The following is a 15,791-nucleotide window of genomic DNA, read 5'->3' on the forward strand; positions in this document are numbered from 1 at the left end:
TCGATCAGGTCCGGGTGACGAGCAGGCAGCCGTCGTTTTGCACGACGGCCCTGAATGCGGCGGTGAGCATGGTGGAGGTCTCGCGCTCGACGATGACGGCAGGGCCCTTGACGACATCACCCGGCTTGAGACCATCGCGCTCATGGATGCCGGCGTCGAGGAAAGCGCCTTGGGCGGCCTCGAACAGGCGGCGGGTTTTTGCGGGCGTCACCGCCGCGCCTTCCGCGATGGCGGCGACGCGCGTGACCGGCGGCAGCGGAGAGCTTGCCTTGACCGACCAGCTGACGATCTCGATGTCCAGCCCCTCGATGGCGCGGCCGAAAAAGCGCTCATATTCCATTTCGAACAGCGCGGCGATCTTCTGCGCGCTTCCCGCATCGAAGCGGCTGGCGGCGAGCGGCACGGGAATGTCCCAGCCCTGCCCGGCATAGCGCATGAAGAGCGTGCGTTCGATGACGGGTTCGCCGGTGTCCAACCCGCCCTCGACGAAGCCGAGCGCTTCCACCTCCATGGATTCCACCAGCCGGTTCGCCTCCGCTACGTCGAAGCCCGCGAGGCTGAAGACCGCGCTGCGCACGGATTCGTAGCCGAAAGGCGCGCGCAAGAAACCGATGGCGGATCCGACGCCGGCGCCCGGCGGAACGAGGAAGGTGGAGATGCCCATCTTCTCGCAGAGCCGCGCGGCATGCAGCGGGCCGGCGCCGCCGAAGGTGATCATGGTGAAATCGGCGATGTTCTTGCCGTTCTCGACGGTGTGAACGCGGCCGGCATTGGCCATGTTCTCGTCCACCATCTCGCAGGTGCCGAAGGCGGCAGCCTCCGGATCGAGGCCGATGACGGCACCGATATCGTCGGCCATGGCCTTCCGGCTCGCCTCCAGCGAAAGCGGGATGGCGCCGCCGGCGAAATTGTCGGGATCGAGCTTGCCGAGGATGAGGTCGGCATCCGTCACGGTCGGGTTCCTGCCGCCGCGCTGGTAACAGGCGGGGCCGGGCTCGGAGGCGGCGGAATGCGGCCCGACGCGGATCTGGCGCATGCCGTCGACCGAGGCTATGGAGCCGCCGCCGGCGCCGATCTCCACCATCTCGACGACCGGAATGGAGATCGGCATGCCGGAACCCTTGCGGAACCGGTAGGTGCGGGCGACCTCGAAGGTCTTCGCGGTCTTCGGCACCTGGTTCTCGATCAGGCAGATTTTTGCCGTCGTGCCGCCCATGTCGAAGGAGAGCACCGTGTCGAGGCCATGGCGGCGGGCAATGTCGGCGGCGAAGATCGCCCCGCCGGCGGGGCCGGATTCGACGAGGCGGACGGGGAATTCCGCGGCGCTTTCGACCGAAACGATGCCGCCGCCGGAATGGATCATGAAGACCGGGCAGGAAACGCCGATCTCCTTCAGCGAGACGACGAGACGGTCGAGATAGGATTTGATCGCCGGCTTCACATAGGCATTGGCGCAGACCGTGTTGAAGCGCTCGAATTCGCGCATCTGCGGCGAGACCTCCGAGGAGATCGACACGGAAAGATGCGGCAGGCGCGCGAGGATCGCCGCGCGCACGGCCGCCTCATGCGCGCCGTTGGCATAGGCGTGGATGAAGCCGATGGCAACGCTCTCATAGCCGCCCGCAGCAAGCGCCTGGACGACGGCGGAAACCGAGGCCTCGTCGAGCGGCAACAGAACCTTGCCGGCTGCGTTCATGCGCTCGCGCACCACGAAACGATCGGCGCGGGGTATAAGGGCCGGCGGCAGGGTGATGTTGAGGTCGTACTGCTCGAAGCGGTTTTCCGTGCGCATTTCCAGCACGTCGCGAAAGCCTTCCGTCGTGACGAAGGCGGTCTTCGCGCCGCGCCGCTCGATCAGCGCATTGGTGGCGAGCGTCGTGCCGTGGATCAGCAGGTCGATCTCGGAAAGGGCGATGCCGGCAAGATCCGCGACGGCGGCGACCCCCTTCAGGATCGCCCGCTCGGGCGCAGCATAATCGGTCAGCACCTTCGTCGAATGGAGGACGCCGTCGACATCGAGCGCGATGTCGGTGAACGTGCCGCCGATATCGACGCCGACCCGGCAGTTCCGCGACCTGTCCTTCATCATCGCATTCTCCACCGACGATATCCTCGCAACGCCGCCCTCGCCGCCCGCCGGCCTCCCCGGCCGCGTACGGGATCATTCCCAGGCAAAAATGGATATATCACTTATCATACATGTGTCAACTTGTAGAGACCTCGCCATCCCGCCTCCTCTGCGCGCAACCAGCGGCGATACAGGTGCAGGACCGGAGCGACAGCCACTTTCGTATCGAACACGAGCGTCGCCGGCGGCAAGCCCGGCCGGCACCCGGCGCGGCGTGGTGCGACGCCCCGCGAAAAACTCATGCGGGACGGCGAAATCCCCGCTTCCCGATGCAGAGCGCGGGATTTCGTGCACGCCTCACGCTGCCGATGTGCTTTCGCGCTCGCTGGGCGGTGACTTGACGACCGCGAGCATGATGCCGCCTGCGGCGACGATTGCCGACCCTGCGACGACACCCAGTGTCGGCTGTTCGCCAAAAAACAGAAAGCCGATCAGGCCCGCGAAGATCAACCATGTATAGTCGACGGGACCGACGACCGACAGAGACGCAAGGCGGTAGCCCTGGACGATGCAATATTGCGCCGTCACCGCAAGCGGCCCGAGCAGCACGAATGGCAGAGCACCTTCGAGCGTGAGCGGCACCCACTGCATGGCAGCGGGAACGGCCATCAGCAGGAGGCCGAACGTATTGACATAGAACAGCACCGTCATCGTGCGGTCGGCGTGCGAAAGCACCTTGATCATCAGCCCTTCCACGGCCAGCAGCGCCGCACCGAGAACCGCGATACAGGCCGGCAGGACATAAGCCGGCTGGAATTCGGTGAAGGCGCCGCGCGAGGCCATGATGATCGCCGCGCCGGCGCAGCATATCGTGATCGCGCCAAGCTGCTGCCGGCCAAGCCGTTCCTTCAGAACCAGCACCCCGAGAGGAACGACGAACACGACATAGAGAAGGCCGATGGCCGTGGCATCCACGATCGGCATGTTTGCCGATGCGTAGATCAGCGCGCCCCCGCCCGAAGCACCGAAGACGGCCCGCATGAAATGGGAGAGCGGTTTCGGGCTTCGATAGGCGGACAGCCTTTCCCGCCGCGCCACCACGACCAGCAGCAGCGTTGCCAAGCCGCCTATGTAGCGGAGGAACAGGATCTGCAGCGGGGTTGCGCTTCCATCGGCGAATTTGCCCGATGCGAAGATCAAGGAAAATAATGCTGTCCCGACCGTGACCCATGCAATGGCTCTGGTGTTGGTATAGAACTGGCGTGGGCGCATTGCACATCCATGAGGTTTTTGCCCTTGCCTTGTGCCGGATTTCCGTTTTCTGCTCAAACGAGGATTTTGAGGGGAGCCTGAGGAAAATTCATGCAGATCGGCCGCCGCGTCTCTCTCAATGCCATCCGGGTGTTCGTCACCGCCGCACGCACCGCGAGCCTGACGGCCGCAGGCACAGAGCTCGGCGTCACCTCCGGCGCGGTGAGCCACCAGATCAAGAAGCTCGAGGACGAGCTCGGCGTGAGCTTCTTCCGTCGCGGACACAATTCCGTTTCGCTGACCGATGCCGGCGAACGGTTCTATCAGGAGGTCGCGCCGGCAGTCGCGCTCATCGAGCGGTCGGCCGATGCGCTGTACAGGGACGAAAACGAGATCAGCGTTCTGGCGTCGATGTCGTTTGCCGTGCGGTGGCTCATTCCGTCGCTGGACCGTTTCCGCTCTCTATGCCCCGAAGCGCGCGTGCGGGTGGAAACAAGTGCCTATCTCACCTTCCCGGCCGCGCCGGCGTCCGACGTGAGCATCCGCTATGTCCGGGCCGGTGACGCGGTTGACGGCTGGGAGCACCTGTGCCGCGACTTCAGCCGCCCCGTCGTCTCGCCGGGCCTGCTGGCGAGGGGCGCCACGGGCCGGGAGATCACCGTTTCGGATGTGCCCGCGCTTCGATGCGCAGCCGGCAACTGGGATTGGAAGCTCTGGTGCAAGACCTTCGATATTCCCATAACGGCCCTGACCTTCGCCCATGAATTCGACACGGACGACGCAGCTCTTCACGCCTGTGTTGCCGGCCTTGGCATGGTGCTCGCGCCCCCCATCCTTACAGCCAGGGAAACACGATCCGGCGCATTGGTGGCCCTGCCCGGATATGAGCCGGTCGAGATCGGGGCATATCGTTACCAGCGCCGCTCGGAATCGAGAGTGGTCCGGCAATTCTGCAACTGGATGAACGCCGAAATGCGGGGCCTTGAGTAGCGGATGGCGATTTCAGCGGCCGAACGGTGCCACGAAAGCGACAAATCCGACTGGCCGGAAGGCCTCCCCGCGAGACTCGCACGCGGCGCATGCTCCACCTCGGCGGACGGGCGGCTGCTTTACGATGCCAGCGGACGGGTGTAATCTGGCGGCCTATCATCTGGAGCCTCAGCCATGCGTCTTGGAGTGCTCGTACCCGGCCTCGCCGTGGCCCTGATTCCCACATTGGCGGATGCCCACAACTGCAAATGCCGCAATCGCGGCGTCATGTTCGAACTCGGCGAGACATCCTGTCTGAGGGTCGATGGCGGTTCCTATCTCGCGCGCTGCGAGATGAAGCTCAATGTCTCGTCCTGGACCAAGATCCAGGAAGGCTGCCCCGTGACGGAACGGACCTTGCCGCGGCCGACGCTGGTTAACTGACCCCTTCGCAAGGGGACGCCGAGCTAAGACGTGGGATGAAAACACCTAGTGCTTCAACACGCGTGCGAGGAAGGCGCGGGCGCGTTCATTCCGCGGGTTGTCGAAGAATGCGTCCGGCTTGCCGACCTCCAGGATCGCGCCCTGGTCGATATAGACGATCCGGTCGGCCACTTCGCGGGCAAAGCCCATTTCGTGCGTCACGATCATCATCGTCATGCCGTCGGCGGCCAGTTCGCGCATCACGTCGAGCACCTCGCCGATCATTTCCGGATCGAGCGCCGAGGTCGGCTCGTCGAACAGCATCAGGTGCGGCTCCATCGCCAGCGAACGGGCGATCGCCACGCGCTGCTGCTGGCCGCCGGAGAGCTGGCCGGGATATTTGTGCGCATGCGCCTTCAGGCCGACGCGGTCGAGCAGCCTGAGCGCGGTCGCCTCGGCCTCGGCCTTCGACTTGCGGTGCACGCGCATCGGCGCGATGGTGATATTCTCCACCACCGTCTTGTGCGGGAAGAGGTTGAACTGCTGGAACACCATGCCGACGCCCTTGCGGATGGCGGCAAGCTCGCTTTCGCCGCCGAGAAGGCGATCCTCCTCCACGGGCATCGGGTAGCCGTCCACCAGGAGGCTGCCGTTCTGGTACATTTCCAGCCCGTTGACGCAGCGGATGAGCGTCGACTTGCCCGAGCCGCTCGCGCCGATCACCACCACCACCTCGCCGCGCGCCACGGAAAGGTCGATGTTCTTCAGGACGTGATGGCTTCCGTAGAACTTGTTGAGGGTCTTCATTTCGACGATGGTGCTCATGGAGCGGCCTCCGATGGTGTTCGCGTCGCTCATCGGCTGCCCCGCGCAAGATGCTTTTCGAGCTTGCGGGCGACGAAGGTGATCAGGGATCCGACGAGGAAATAGGTCAGGAACAGAAACGAGTAGACTTCATAGGTGCGGTCGCCATATTGCGGATTGGCGAGGATCATCTGGCCGGCGCGCAGGAAATCGGTGAGGCCGATGATGAAGACCAGCGAGGCCGTGTTGAAGATGTCGAGCACGTTGCCGACGAGCGGCGGCACCACCACGCGAAGGGCCTGCGGCAGGACGATCGAGCGGTTGATGTCGAACTCGCTCATGCCGAGCGACCGGGCGGCTTCCGTCTGCCCGCGCGGCACGGCCTGCAGGCCGCTGCGGACATATTCGGCGACATAGGCGGAATAGAACAGCGTGAAGCCGATCATGCCGCGCACCACATCCGCCAGATTGAGCTGCGGCGTCAGCACGGGCATCAGGATCCAGATCCAGTAGACGACCATGATCAGCGGCACCGAGCGCATCACCTCGATATAGGCGGTGCAGATCCAGCGCACGCTGGAAAAGCGGCTGCGGCGGCCGAAGGCGAGCAGGATGCCGATCGGCAGGGTGACGACCGCGGTGACGAGCGTCAGGAGGATGCTGAGCAGCAGGCCGCCCCAAAGACCGGCGCCGGGCGGCGCCATCACGGCGAAGATCGCGATCAGCCCGACGAAACTTGCCGGCACGAGCCCTTTGCGCACCGCCGGAACGCGGGAAATCAGCGCCCAGGACAGCCCGAAGAGAACGACCAGGGCCGCAACAAGCAGGATGTTCGCAAGGTCGTTCGTGCCCGTCAGGACCAGCACAACCGCCACCACGAGGAGGAGAGCGCCGGCATGACGCCCGCGGAACGCGAAGACGCAGCCCAGCGCCGCGCCGAGCAGGGCGGCGATAATCATCGCCGCGACCCAGGTCCGCCACACCTGGTCGACCGGGAAGATGCCGATCATCAGGACGCGCAGGCTTTGCGGAATGATGTCCCATTGCGCCACCGTCAGCGCCCAGCCGGCGATCTGCCAGATGAGCCAGAGCACGCCGGGAATGACCGTGAGGGACAGGAGGATGTCGAACGGCTTGGCGAACAGGTTGTGCCGCGACCATTTCAGCGATCTAGCGATCATCGCGACGCTCCGTGTCTTGTCATGCGGCGGTCGGCCCAGCCGACGGCGGCGCTGATGGCCCAGCTGAGGATGAGGTAGGAGGCCATCACGATGACGATGCCTTCGAGGCTGTGGCCGGTCTGGTTCGCGATGGTGCCGTAGATGTTGAACAGTTCGGGATATCCGATGGCGATGCCGAGGGCGGTGTTCTTCGTCAGGCTGATATACTGGTTGCCGAAGGACGGGAGGACGACGCGGAAGACCTGCGGCAGGATGATGTCGTTGACGGTGTCGCGGCGGGTGAGGCCGAGGGAAGCGGCCGCCTCCCATTGCCCCTTCGGCAGCGCGTCGATGGCGCCGCGCACGATTTCCGCGATGTAGGACGCGCTGTTGACGACGATGGCAAGCAGCAGCGCGGCCATTTCCGGGCTCATGCTGGTTCCGCCGCGCGCCTGGAATTTCGAGGCGACGGGAACGTCGAGGCCGACGATGCCGGTTGCGAACATCATGCCGCCAAGCAGGAGGACGGCGCCGGCGCAGATCCACCGGACCGTGCCGTGACGATCGAAGAGCACGCCGAGGATGGCGACCCAGAATGCCGTTGCGGCTCCGACAGCGAGGAGCGAGTCACCGCCCTGCCAGGTGGGAACAGGAAAATAGAGGCCCTGCTGGCTGATCACGACGCCATAGAATTTCGCGGCCGCGGCGATCGGCGGAAAATGCAGGACGACGGCGAAATACCAGAAGACGAGCTGGATCAGGAGCGGCGTGTTGCGCACGAACTCCACGCACCAGAAGGAGAGGTTGCGCACCACCCAGTTGGTCGAGAGCCGGCCGACGCCGAGCAGCGTTCCCAGCACGGTGCTGAGAAGGATGGCGAGGACGGCCACCTTGATCGTGTTGAAGATGCCGGTGACGAAGGCCTGGGCGATCAGGTGATCCGACGTGAAGTTCAGCAAGGCCGGCCAGACGCCGTCCTTAAGGGTGACCGTCTTGCCTTCGCTGATGTCGAAGCCCGCGGCATCCCGCAGGAAGGAGAAGCTGAACCTGATCCCGTGCCGGGCCAGCCCCTCCTTCACGGCGAAGGCGAAGAGGACCACGAGGACGATGGCAGCCGCGACGATGGCGGACTGGGTGGCGTTGTGCCGAATCCGGTTGCGGCGGCGGCGAGCCGGAAGGTCGTCGTCGGCCATGTTACCGGCCACGTTCGCTTGGGTTTGCACAGTCATGTCGGAATACCAGAACCGATGGGGGGACCGGGGCGCGATGCCGCCCCGGTCCGGTCAGGAGGGGATCAGTTCCAGAGGGGCGAATAGATGGCGCCGCCCTCGGTCCACAGGGCATTCGGCGTGCCCTTGCGGTCAAGGAACATCCGGGTGTCCGGGCCGAGATTGCGCGCATAGATCTCGCCGTAATTGCCGGTGGCCTTGATCACCTGCGCGACGAAATCGTCCGGCAGGCCGAAATCCTTGCCGTAGCCGCCGCCGACGCCGAGGAACTTCTGGACGAACGGATCCTCGCTCTTCTGCTTCTCTTCGAGATTGGCCTGCGTGATGCCGGATTCCTCCGCCTGGAACAGCCCGTAGGTGACCCAGCGCAGCGCGTTGCGCCACTTGGAATCATTGGCCGCGACGAAGCCGCCGAAGGGCGACTTGTCGAGCGTGTCGGGCAGGATCAGATAGTCGGCCGGCTTCGGCGAGTTGCCGGCCCAGGCGGCCAGCGCGGACTTGTCCGTGCTCATCGCGTTGCAGCGGCCGGAATTGAGGGCGGCGAAGAGCTTTTCGAGGTTTTCGTAGGTCAGGACCTTGGAGCCTTCCCAGCCGCGCGCCTTGAAGGCGCTGGTGAGGACCGTCTCGGTCACCGAACCCTGCGTCGTGCAGAAGGTCGCGCCGTCGAGGTCGGCGAATTCCTTCACGCCCGTCTCCGTCTTCACCATGACGCCCGTGCCGTCGTAGAAATTGACCGGCAGGAAATCGATGGCGATGGAGGATTCGCGCGCCGGCTTGATGGTGGTGTGCGCGAAGACGACGTCGACCTGGTTGGTGAGGACCGCATCGAAGCGGCTCTTGTCGGTGACCGTTACGAACTTGACCTTCGACGCATCGCCGAGCACCGCGGCAGCGACCGCGCGGCAGAAGTCGACATCGAGGCCTTCCATCTGGCCCGTCGTCGTATTGAGGTAGCCGAAACCGGGCGCGGTGTTGTCCGTGCCGCAGTTCAGCGTGCCGCGCTGCTTGACCGTGTCGAGGACGGAGGCCGACGCGTGACCTGCGGTAACGGCGAGGCCGGCAAACACGCCGGCCGTGAGAAGCTTGATCAGTTTCATTGCAGTCCCCTGTGAATATCGCGAGCGCCCTGCACGCTGGTGCAGAGCCCGGTTCTCATGCCGAGAGCTGATTTGGGCGATAGGGCAACAGCGGCTCTTGCCGTTCTGTAGCGATTGTTCCCGCCATTGGCCTAAGTCCGCCGTTTGGTAGCCAAGCCGCGAACCCATATCAATCGACAGGGGGACGATAGGAACACGATTTGTTCAGGTCTACTTAATTCTGCTTTACGTACTATTTAGCAAAACTGTTTTATTTTAACCGTCGGCATTGCCTGCGGAAGCCGCATCGGGCGGGAGCCGCGCCTCGCCCTTGCCCGTGGGCAAGCGGCGGCGGGAGCCGATCCGCGCGTTGATCTGCGCGATGAAGGCCTGGACGGCGGGGCTGCGTTTCTCCCCCTTCCGAAAGGCCAGCGAGATCTTGCGGCGGATCTCCGGCTCGACCTTGCAGACCCAGACGTCCTCGAGGTCGTAGCTCGCCCGAAGGCCCGGCAGGATCGAGATGCCATATCCCTCCCGGATCAGCGCGATCGTCACCTCGAAGCCCTTGCAGCGGGCGACGATGTTGGGGGTGAAGCCGGCCTCCTGGCACGCATCGGTGATCATGCGGTTGTAGGTCGAGGAGGCGGTATCGAGCGCCCAGCGCTCGTCGCGCAGCTGATGCAGCATGACGGTCGGCTGCTCGGCCAACGGATGGGTCTGGGACACCATCACATTGAAGACGTCCTCCATCAGCGGGATCGTCTCGATGTTCGGATCGACGGCACCGGCAGGCACGTTGAGGTCGTCGATGATCGCGATGTCCGTCTGCCAGCTGCGCAGGGCGGCAAGGCTTTCGGCGGGCTCCATCTCGTCGAACTGCACCGTGAGGTGCGGATGGAGGCGATAAAGGCTCTGGATCGCTCCCGCCACCACCGCCGCGGCAACGGAGGGAAAGGCCGCCACCCGCAGCTCGCCGGCAATGACCTTTTTCAATTCGGCGATGTCCGCGCGGGCCGATTCCAGCTCGATGAGGATCCGCTCCGCCCGCTCGACGAGCTGCTTTCCGGCCGGCGTCAGCTCCACGCCGCGGCCGCGACGCTCGATGAGGTCGATGCCGACCTCCTGTTCCAGCAGCGCGATCTGCTGCGAGACGGCGGATGGGGAAACGTATAGCGCCTCGGCCACCGCGGCCATGGTCTTGCGGATCGACAGTTCGCGCAGCGCGCGCAAGCGGGCAAGGTCCATTCTTTCCTCCTGGAGCAGCACGAAGAATGATTAGCAAATCAGAACGCATGTGCAAATATTATTAACTTTTTCTGGATCGAAGCCGTGACTAGCCTTTCTCCACGCCCTCATACCCCTTGCGGAGACTGGTCATGACCGAACAGACGAAAGCCTATTTCAACGCCCCCGTTCACGAGCGCGACCCGCTCGTCGCCGGCGCCATCGACAACGAGCGCAAGCGCCAGCAGGACCAGATCGAGCTCATCGCATCCGAGAACATCGTCAGCCGCGCCGTGCTCGACGCGCTCGGCCACGAGATGACCAACAAGACGCTGGAGGGCTATCCGGGCAACCGTTTCCACGGCGGCGGCCAGTTTGTCGACATCGTCGAGCAGGCGGCGATCGACCGCGCCAAGCAGCTCTTCGGCTGTGCCTATGCCAACGTCCAGCCCCATTCCGGCACGCAGGCTAACCTCGCCGTCTTCTTCCTGCTGCTGAAGCCGGGCGACAAGGTCCTCTCGCTCGATCTGGCCGCCGGCGGCCACCTATCGCACGGCATGAAGGGCAACCTGTCGGGCCGCTGGTTCGAATCGCACAACTACAATGTGGACCCGCAAACCGAGGTCATCGACTATGACGCGCTGGAGCGCATCGCCGAGGAGGTTCGCCCGACGCTGCTGATCACCGGCGGCTCGGCCTATCCGCGCGAACTCGACTTCGAGCGCATGGGCAGGATCGCGAAGAAGGTCGGCGCCTGGTTCCTCGTCGACATGGCGCATATCGCCGGCCTCGTCGCGGGCGGCGCCCACCCCTCGCCCTTCCCGCATGCCGACATCGTCACCTGCACCACGACCAAGACGCTGCGCGGCCCGCGCGGCGGCCTGATCCTCACCAACAACGAGGCCTGGTTCAAGAAGCTGCAGGCCGCCGTCTTCCCGGGCGTCCAGGGCTCGCTGCACAGCAACGTGCTCGCCGCCAAGGCCGTCTGCCTCGGCGAAGCGCTGCAGGATGACTTCAAGGTCTACGCCGCGCAGGTCAAGGCCAATGCCCGCGCCCTTGCCGAGACCCTGATCGACCGCGGCGTGCGCATCGTCTCCGGCGGCACGGACACCCACATCGTGCTGGTCGACCTGTCGAGCAAGGGCCTGATCGGCAAGCAGGCGGAAGACCTTCTGGCGCGCGCCAACATCACCGCCAACAAGAACCCGATCCCGGGCGACAGCCCGCGCCCGCCGGAATGGGTCGGCATGCGCCTCGGTGTCTCCGCCGCCACCACGCGCGGCATGAAGGAAGAGGAGTTCCGCACGCTCGGCACCATCATCGCCGACCTCATCGAGGCGGAAGCCGGCGGCACGGCGGACGACGTCGTCGACGGCGCGAAGGCCAAGGTGGCCAGGCTGACGGCGGCTTTCCCGGTCTACGCGCACTGAGCGCGAGAGATCCGGACCGACAGAAGAGAGCCGTGCCGCACGCGGCTCTCGTTCCGGCCCGTGGCCGGGCCTTGGATGATGCGAAAGGGAACGTCATGGGAATGGACAGGGTTGCCGGCGGTGCGATCATCGACGGCAGGATGTTCGCGGCCGGCCTGCTGGACGATGTCGCGGTGAAGGTCGCAAGGCTGAAGACCGCGACCGGCGCCGTGCCGGGCCTCGCCGTGGTCCTCGTCGGCAGCGATCCCGCCAGCGCCGTCTATGTCGGCTCGAAGCATCGCCAGACGGCCGCCGCCGGCATGAATTCCTTCAAGCACGAGCTTGCGGCCGACACGACGCAGGACGACCTGATGGCGCTGATCGGCCGGCTCAACGGCGATCCCGCGGTGCACGGCATCCTCGTCCAGCTGCCCCTGCCGCCTCATCTCGACGCCAGTGCCGTCATCCAGGGCATCGATCCCGACAAGGATGTCGACGGCTTCCACGTTTCCAATGCCGGGCGCCTCTCCACCGGCCAGCCGGCGCTGGTGCCCTGCACGCCGCTCGGCTGCCTGATGCTGCTGAAGCACCGGCTCGGCGGCGATCTTTCCGGCCTGCACGCCGTGGTGGTCGGCAAGTCGAACATCGTCGGCAAGCCGATGGCGCAGCTGCTGCTTTCGGAAAACTGCACGGTGACCATCGCCCATTCGCGCACGCGCAACACGCCGGAACTCTGCCGCGCCGCCGATATTCTCGTCGTCGCGGTCGGGCGACCGGGCCTCGTGCGTGGCGACTGGATCAAGCCGGGCGCCACCGTCATCGACGTCGGCATCAACCGGGTGGAGATCGACGGCAAGCCGCGCATCGTCGGCGACGTCGCCTTCGAGGAAGCCCGCCATGTGGCCGGCGCGATCACGCCCGTTCCGGGCGGCGTCGGCCCCATGACGATCGCCTGCCTGCTCTCCAACACGCTCACGGCCTTCGGCCGCCAGCATTCCATCCCTATCGACTGATCGACCCGAAAGGATCGCCAATGTCCGCCCTTTCCAACCGCTATGCCCTGCGCGTCGCCTGCCCCTCGATCCGGGGCGTCACGGCCGCGATCGCCACCTACCTCTCCGCCAACGGCTGCAACATCTCCGACAGCGCCCAGTTCGACGACAAGAGCACCGGCCGCTACTTCATGCGCGTCAGCTTCCAGTCCGAGGAGGGCCGCACGCTGGAAGCGCTGCGCGAGGGCTTTGCCGAGATCGCCGCGACCTATCAGGCGGATGCCGAATTCTTCGACGAGACGACCAAGCGCAAGGTCATCCTCATGGTCTCGCGCTTCGGCCATTGCCTCAACGACCTGCTCTATCGCTGGCGCATCGGCGCCCTGCCGATCGACATCGTCGGCGTCATCTCCAACCATTTCGATTACCAGAAGGTGGTCGTGAACCACGACATCCCCTTCCACCACATCAAGGTGACGAAGGAGAACAAGCCGGAGGCGGAGGCCGAGCAGATGCGCATCGTCGAGGAGACGGGCGCCGAGCTCATCGTGCTCGCCCGCTACATGCAGGTGCTCTCCGACGAGATGTGCCGGACGATGTCGGGCCGGATCATCAACATCCACCATTCCTTCCTGCCGTCCTTCAAGGGCGCCAATCCCTACAAGCAGGCCTTCGAGCGCGGCGTGAAACTGATCGGCGCGACCTCGCACTACGTGACCGCCGACCTCGACGAGGGCCCGATCATCGAGCAGGACACGGTGCGCGTGACGCACGCCCAGAGCGCCGAAGACTATGTCAGCCTCGGCCGCGACGTGGAGAGCCAGGTGCTCGCCCGCGCCATCCACGCCCATATCCACGGCCGCGTCTTCCTCAACGGCAACCGGACCATCGTCTTCCCGCCCTCGCCCGGCTCCTATGCCTCCGAACGCATGGGATAGGCCCCGCCCGCCGCGAGACCCGTGAAAGGCGTCATTCCCGGCACGCGCCTTGCCAGGTCGAGATCGCCGCGGCTATCGCTACCCCCTGAAGACCGGCACGCCGCCGCCAATGGCGCGGCGTGCGCCTCCCACCCGAAGCAGGATCACGACATGGCCATCCATCTCCCCGACAATCCCGCCCGCTCCGATGTGCTGGCGGCGCGCCCGACGCTCTGGACGAACCCGCACTACACGGAAAACGCCATCGCGGACGCGACGCTTCCCGTGCGGCCGTCGGATGTGGGCGAGGCGCAGGAGAACTGGCGGCATCTCGCGCCCTTGCTGGAAGCCTGTTTCCCCGAACTGCAAGCCACGAACGGCGAAATCCGCTCCGACCTCGTGCCGCTGGAGGCCATGCGCAAGGCGCTGGGCTATGACGGCGCCGAATTCGGCACCCTTCTCGTCAAGGCGGACAACGCCCTCCCCGTCGCCGGGTCGATCAAGGCGCGCGGCGGCGTCTACGAGGTCTTCCTGTTCGCCGAACGGCTGGCCCGGCGCGAGGGCCTGCTGAAAGCGGGCGAGGACATCCGGCGCCTCGCCGGACCGGACGCGAAAGACTTCTTCTCCCGCTACACCATCGCCGTCGGCAGCACCGGCAATCTGGGGCTCAGCGTGGGCGTCGCGGCCCGCGCGCTCGGCTTCCGGGCGACGGTCCACATGTCCGCCGACGCCAAGGCGTGGAAGGTGGAGCGGCTGACGCGGCTCGGCGTCGCGGTCGTCAGGCACGACGCCGACTATACGACGGCGGTGGAAAATGCCCGCATCGCCGCCGAGAGCGATCCGGCGATCTACTTCGTCGACGACGAGCAATCCCGGCAGCTTTTCCTCGGCTACAGCGTCGCAGCGCTGGAGCTTGCTGGGCAGCTCCAGGCCCGCGGCATCGTCGTCGATGCCGGACATCCGCTGTTCCTCTACCTGCCCTGCGGCATCGGCGGCGCGCCGGGCGGCGTCGCCTATGGCGCGAAGACGGTCTTCGGGGACAATGTGCATTGCTTCTTCGTGGAGCCGCTTCAGTCGCCCTGCGCGCTGGTCCATCTCATGAGCGGTTCGGCGGATCTCGTCTCCGTTTACGATGTCGGCCTGACCAACCGCACGGAGGCGGACGGCATGGCCGTCGCCCGCATGTCGGCCTTCGTCGCCACCGTCATGCGCCGCATGCTGGCCGGCGTCTTCACCGTCGACGACCCGTCCCTCTTCCGCTGGCTCCTGAGCGCCCACCAGAGCCAGAACCTGCGCCTCGAACCCTCCGCCGCCGCCGGCTTCGCCGGCCCGGACTTCCTCGTGAAGCACCCGGCGGGCAAGGAATTCTGCGCGCATCGGCAGATCGGCGACCGGCTCGCCCAGGCAACCCACGTCATCTGGACCACCGGTGGCGCCTTCGTGCCGGAGGACCAGTTCCAGGCATTCCTGCGCACGGCGAGCGAGATCGGCGGGACGAACTGACGGTTGGCGACACGTCTTGCCTGGATCCACGCGGCCATATCCCGGCGCCTATGCGCCGGGATATGGCCCCTGGCCGGACAACTACGCGGCCACCGCAGGCGTATCGTCGCGGCCGGCGGCGATGTAGGCGATGAGGTCCTCGATGCTGATCAGCGGCAGCCGATGGGTTACCGCAAAGTCGATCAATTCGGGCAACCGGGCCATCGTGCCGTCATCGTTGGCGACCTCGCAGATCACGCCCGATGCGGTCCTGCCTGCAAGGCGCGCAAGATCGACGGCGGCTTCCGTATGGCCCGGGCGACCGCGCACGCCACGCGGATGGGCGCGCAGGGGGAAGATATGGCCCGGGCGGGCGAAGTCTTCCGGCCGGCTCGCGGGGTCCATGAGCGCCTTGACGGTTGCGGCGCGGTCGGCTGCGGAAATGCCGGTTGTCGTGCCGGGAAGGTAATCGACGGAGACGGTGAAGGCCGTATGGAGATATTCCGTGTTCTGCGGAACCATCAGCGGGACGTCGAGCGCATCGAGCCGCTCGCCTTCCATCGCCACGCAGATGAGGCCGCGGGCGTGTTTCATCATGAAGGCGATCGCCTCCGGCGTCACCGCATCCGAGGCCACGATGATATCGCCCTCGTTTTCCCGGTTTTCGTCATCGACGACGACGATCATGCCGCCGCGCACAAGGGCAGCGATTGCGTCTTCAATTTTCGAGAGTGCCATTTCATTGCCTTTCAAGGGTTGCCGATGCCGGCGTTTCAATCCCTTGGGC

14 protein-coding genes are annotated in these 15,791 nt (G+C 65.5%); 6 read left to right on the top strand and 8 right to left on the bottom strand.

Annotated elements, in window-relative coordinates:
• Positions 1–4: 4 nt before the first annotated feature.
• Positions 5–2,086, bottom strand: a complete 2,082-nt coding sequence (locus tag AABQ55_RS23965; RefSeq protein WP_272808138.1) for a hydantoinase/oxoprolinase family protein — start codon at positions 2,084–2,086, stop codon at positions 5–7.
• A gap of 339 nt (positions 2,087–2,425) precedes the next feature.
• Entirely contained in the window at positions 2,426–3,397 is a 972-nt protein-coding gene (locus tag AABQ55_RS23970) for a DMT family transporter (RefSeq protein ID WP_272807686.1), read from the bottom strand.
• 33 nt (positions 3,398–3,430) lie between these two features.
• Here AABQ55_RS23970 and AABQ55_RS23975 point away from each other — a divergent pair, with 33 nt between their 5' ends.
• Complete coding sequence (locus AABQ55_RS23975) at positions 3,431–4,309, top strand: LysR family transcriptional regulator (RefSeq protein WP_272807685.1); 879 nt, start codon at positions 3,431–3,433, stop codon at positions 4,307–4,309.
• 174 nt (positions 4,310–4,483) lie between these two features.
• Entirely contained in the window at positions 4,484–4,732 is a 249-nt protein-coding gene (locus AABQ55_RS23980) for a hypothetical protein (RefSeq protein ID WP_272807684.1), read from the top strand.
• 45 nt (positions 4,733–4,777) lie between these two features.
• On the opposite strand, the gene AABQ55_RS23985 is transcribed toward AABQ55_RS23980, so the two are convergent.
• From AABQ55_RS23985 to AABQ55_RS24005, 5 genes are all read right to left on the bottom strand, one after another.
• A complete protein-coding gene (locus tag AABQ55_RS23985; RefSeq protein ID WP_272807683.1) occupies positions 4,778–5,536 on the bottom strand; it encodes an amino acid ABC transporter ATP-binding protein in 759 nt (252 codons plus the stop codon).
• Between the two features lie 29 nt (positions 5,537–5,565).
• On the bottom strand, positions 5,566–6,696 hold the full coding sequence (locus AABQ55_RS23990; protein ID WP_272807682.1) for an amino acid ABC transporter permease: 1,131 nt from the start codon (positions 6,694–6,696) through the stop codon (positions 5,566–5,568).
• Positions 6,693–7,868 carry an ABC transporter permease subunit gene (locus tag AABQ55_RS23995; protein WP_272807681.1) on the bottom strand — a complete coding sequence of 392 codons (1,176 nt, stop codon included), beginning with the start codon at positions 7,866–7,868 and terminating at the stop codon, positions 6,693–6,695. Before AABQ55_RS23995 ends, AABQ55_RS23990 begins: the two co-directional genes overlap by 4 nt.
• Before the next feature lie 101 nt (positions 7,869–7,969).
• Positions 7,970–9,001 carry a transporter substrate-binding domain-containing protein gene (locus tag AABQ55_RS24000; RefSeq protein ID WP_272807680.1) on the bottom strand — a complete coding sequence of 344 codons (1,032 nt, stop codon included), beginning with the start codon at positions 8,999–9,001 and terminating at the stop codon, positions 7,970–7,972.
• Positions 9,002–9,256: 255 nt separating this feature from the next.
• Positions 9,257–10,225 (bottom strand): LysR family transcriptional regulator, encoded by a 969-nt coding sequence (locus AABQ55_RS24005; RefSeq protein ID WP_272807679.1) that lies wholly within the window; start codon positions 10,223–10,225, stop codon positions 9,257–9,259.
• A 131-nt stretch (positions 10,226–10,356) separates the two neighbouring features.
• Here AABQ55_RS24005 and glyA point away from each other — a divergent pair, with 131 nt between their 5' ends.
• The 4 genes from glyA to AABQ55_RS24025 all read left to right on the top strand — a co-directional run bounded on the left by glyA (position 10,357) and on the right by AABQ55_RS24025 (position 15,025).
• Positions 10,357–11,634: a serine hydroxymethyltransferase gene (gene glyA / locus AABQ55_RS24010; RefSeq protein WP_272807678.1), complete on the top strand. Its 1,278-nt coding sequence runs from the start codon at positions 10,357–10,359 to the stop codon at positions 11,632–11,634.
• A gap of 95 nt (positions 11,635–11,729) precedes the next feature.
• Positions 11,730–12,626, top strand: coding sequence for a bifunctional methylenetetrahydrofolate dehydrogenase/methenyltetrahydrofolate cyclohydrolase FolD (folD, locus tag AABQ55_RS24015; RefSeq protein ID WP_272807677.1), 897 nt, complete (start codon positions 11,730–11,732; stop codon positions 12,624–12,626).
• A gap of 20 nt (positions 12,627–12,646) precedes the next feature.
• Positions 12,647–13,543: a formyltetrahydrofolate deformylase gene (gene purU, locus AABQ55_RS24020; protein ID WP_244766310.1), complete on the top strand. Its 897-nt coding sequence runs from the start codon at positions 12,647–12,649 to the stop codon at positions 13,541–13,543.
• A 150-nt stretch (positions 13,544–13,693) separates the two neighbouring features.
• Positions 13,694–15,025 carry a D-serine ammonia-lyase gene (locus AABQ55_RS24025; RefSeq protein WP_272807676.1) on the top strand — a complete coding sequence of 444 codons (1,332 nt, stop codon included), beginning with the start codon at positions 13,694–13,696 and terminating at the stop codon, positions 15,023–15,025.
• An 81-nt stretch (positions 15,026–15,106) separates the two neighbouring features.
• Here AABQ55_RS24025 and ribB read toward each other — a convergent pair whose 3' ends face one another.
• On the bottom strand, positions 15,107–15,742 hold the full coding sequence (ribB, locus tag AABQ55_RS24030; RefSeq protein ID WP_272807675.1) for a 3,4-dihydroxy-2-butanone-4-phosphate synthase: 636 nt from the start codon (positions 15,740–15,742) through the stop codon (positions 15,107–15,109).
• Positions 15,743–15,791 lie beyond the last annotated feature (49 nt).

The sequence above is a fragment of the Shinella sp. WSD5-1 genome (assembly GCF_963942435.1).
In the GTDB taxonomy this organism is placed as follows: Bacteria; Pseudomonadota; Alphaproteobacteria; order Rhizobiales; family Rhizobiaceae; genus Shinella; species Shinella yambaruensis.

Bases quoted from the DNA above. Each gene is read 5' to 3' on its own strand.
- AABQ55_RS23965 (WP_272808138.1), bottom strand. From the start codon at position 2,086: ATGAAGGACAGGTCGCGGAACTGCCGGGTCGGCGTCGATATCGGCGGC.
- AABQ55_RS23975 (WP_272807685.1), top strand. From the start codon at position 3,431: ATGCAGATCGGCCGCCGCGTCTCTCTCAATGCCATCCGGGTGTTCGTC.
- AABQ55_RS23980 (WP_272807684.1), top strand. From the start codon at position 4,484: ATGCGTCTTGGAGTGCTCGTACCCGGCCTCGCCGTGGCCCTGATTCCC.
- AABQ55_RS23985 (WP_272807683.1), bottom strand. From the start codon at position 5,536: ATGAGCACCATCGTCGAAATGAAGACCCTCAACAAGTTCTACGGAAGC.
- AABQ55_RS23990 (WP_272807682.1), bottom strand. From the start codon at position 6,696: ATGATCGCTAGATCGCTGAAATGGTCGCGGCACAACCTGTTCGCCAAG.
- AABQ55_RS23995 (WP_272807681.1), bottom strand. From the start codon at position 7,868: ATGGCCGACGACGACCTTCCGGCTCGCCGCCGCCGCAACCGGATTCGG.
- AABQ55_RS24000 (WP_272807680.1), bottom strand. From the start codon at position 9,001: ATGAAACTGATCAAGCTTCTCACGGCCGGCGTGTTTGCCGGCCTCGCC.
- AABQ55_RS24005 (WP_272807679.1), bottom strand. From the start codon at position 10,225: ATGGACCTTGCCCGCTTGCGCGCGCTGCGCGAACTGTCGATCCGCAAG.
- glyA (WP_272807678.1), top strand. From the start codon at position 10,357: ATGACCGAACAGACGAAAGCCTATTTCAACGCCCCCGTTCACGAGCGC.
- folD (WP_272807677.1), top strand. From the start codon at position 11,730: ATGGGAATGGACAGGGTTGCCGGCGGTGCGATCATCGACGGCAGGATG.
- purU (WP_244766310.1), top strand. From the start codon at position 12,647: ATGTCCGCCCTTTCCAACCGCTATGCCCTGCGCGTCGCCTGCCCCTCG.
- AABQ55_RS24025 (WP_272807676.1), top strand. From the start codon at position 13,694: ATGGCCATCCATCTCCCCGACAATCCCGCCCGCTCCGATGTGCTGGCG.
- ribB (WP_272807675.1), bottom strand. From the start codon at position 15,742: ATGGCACTCTCGAAAATTGAAGACGCAATCGCTGCCCTTGTGCGCGGC.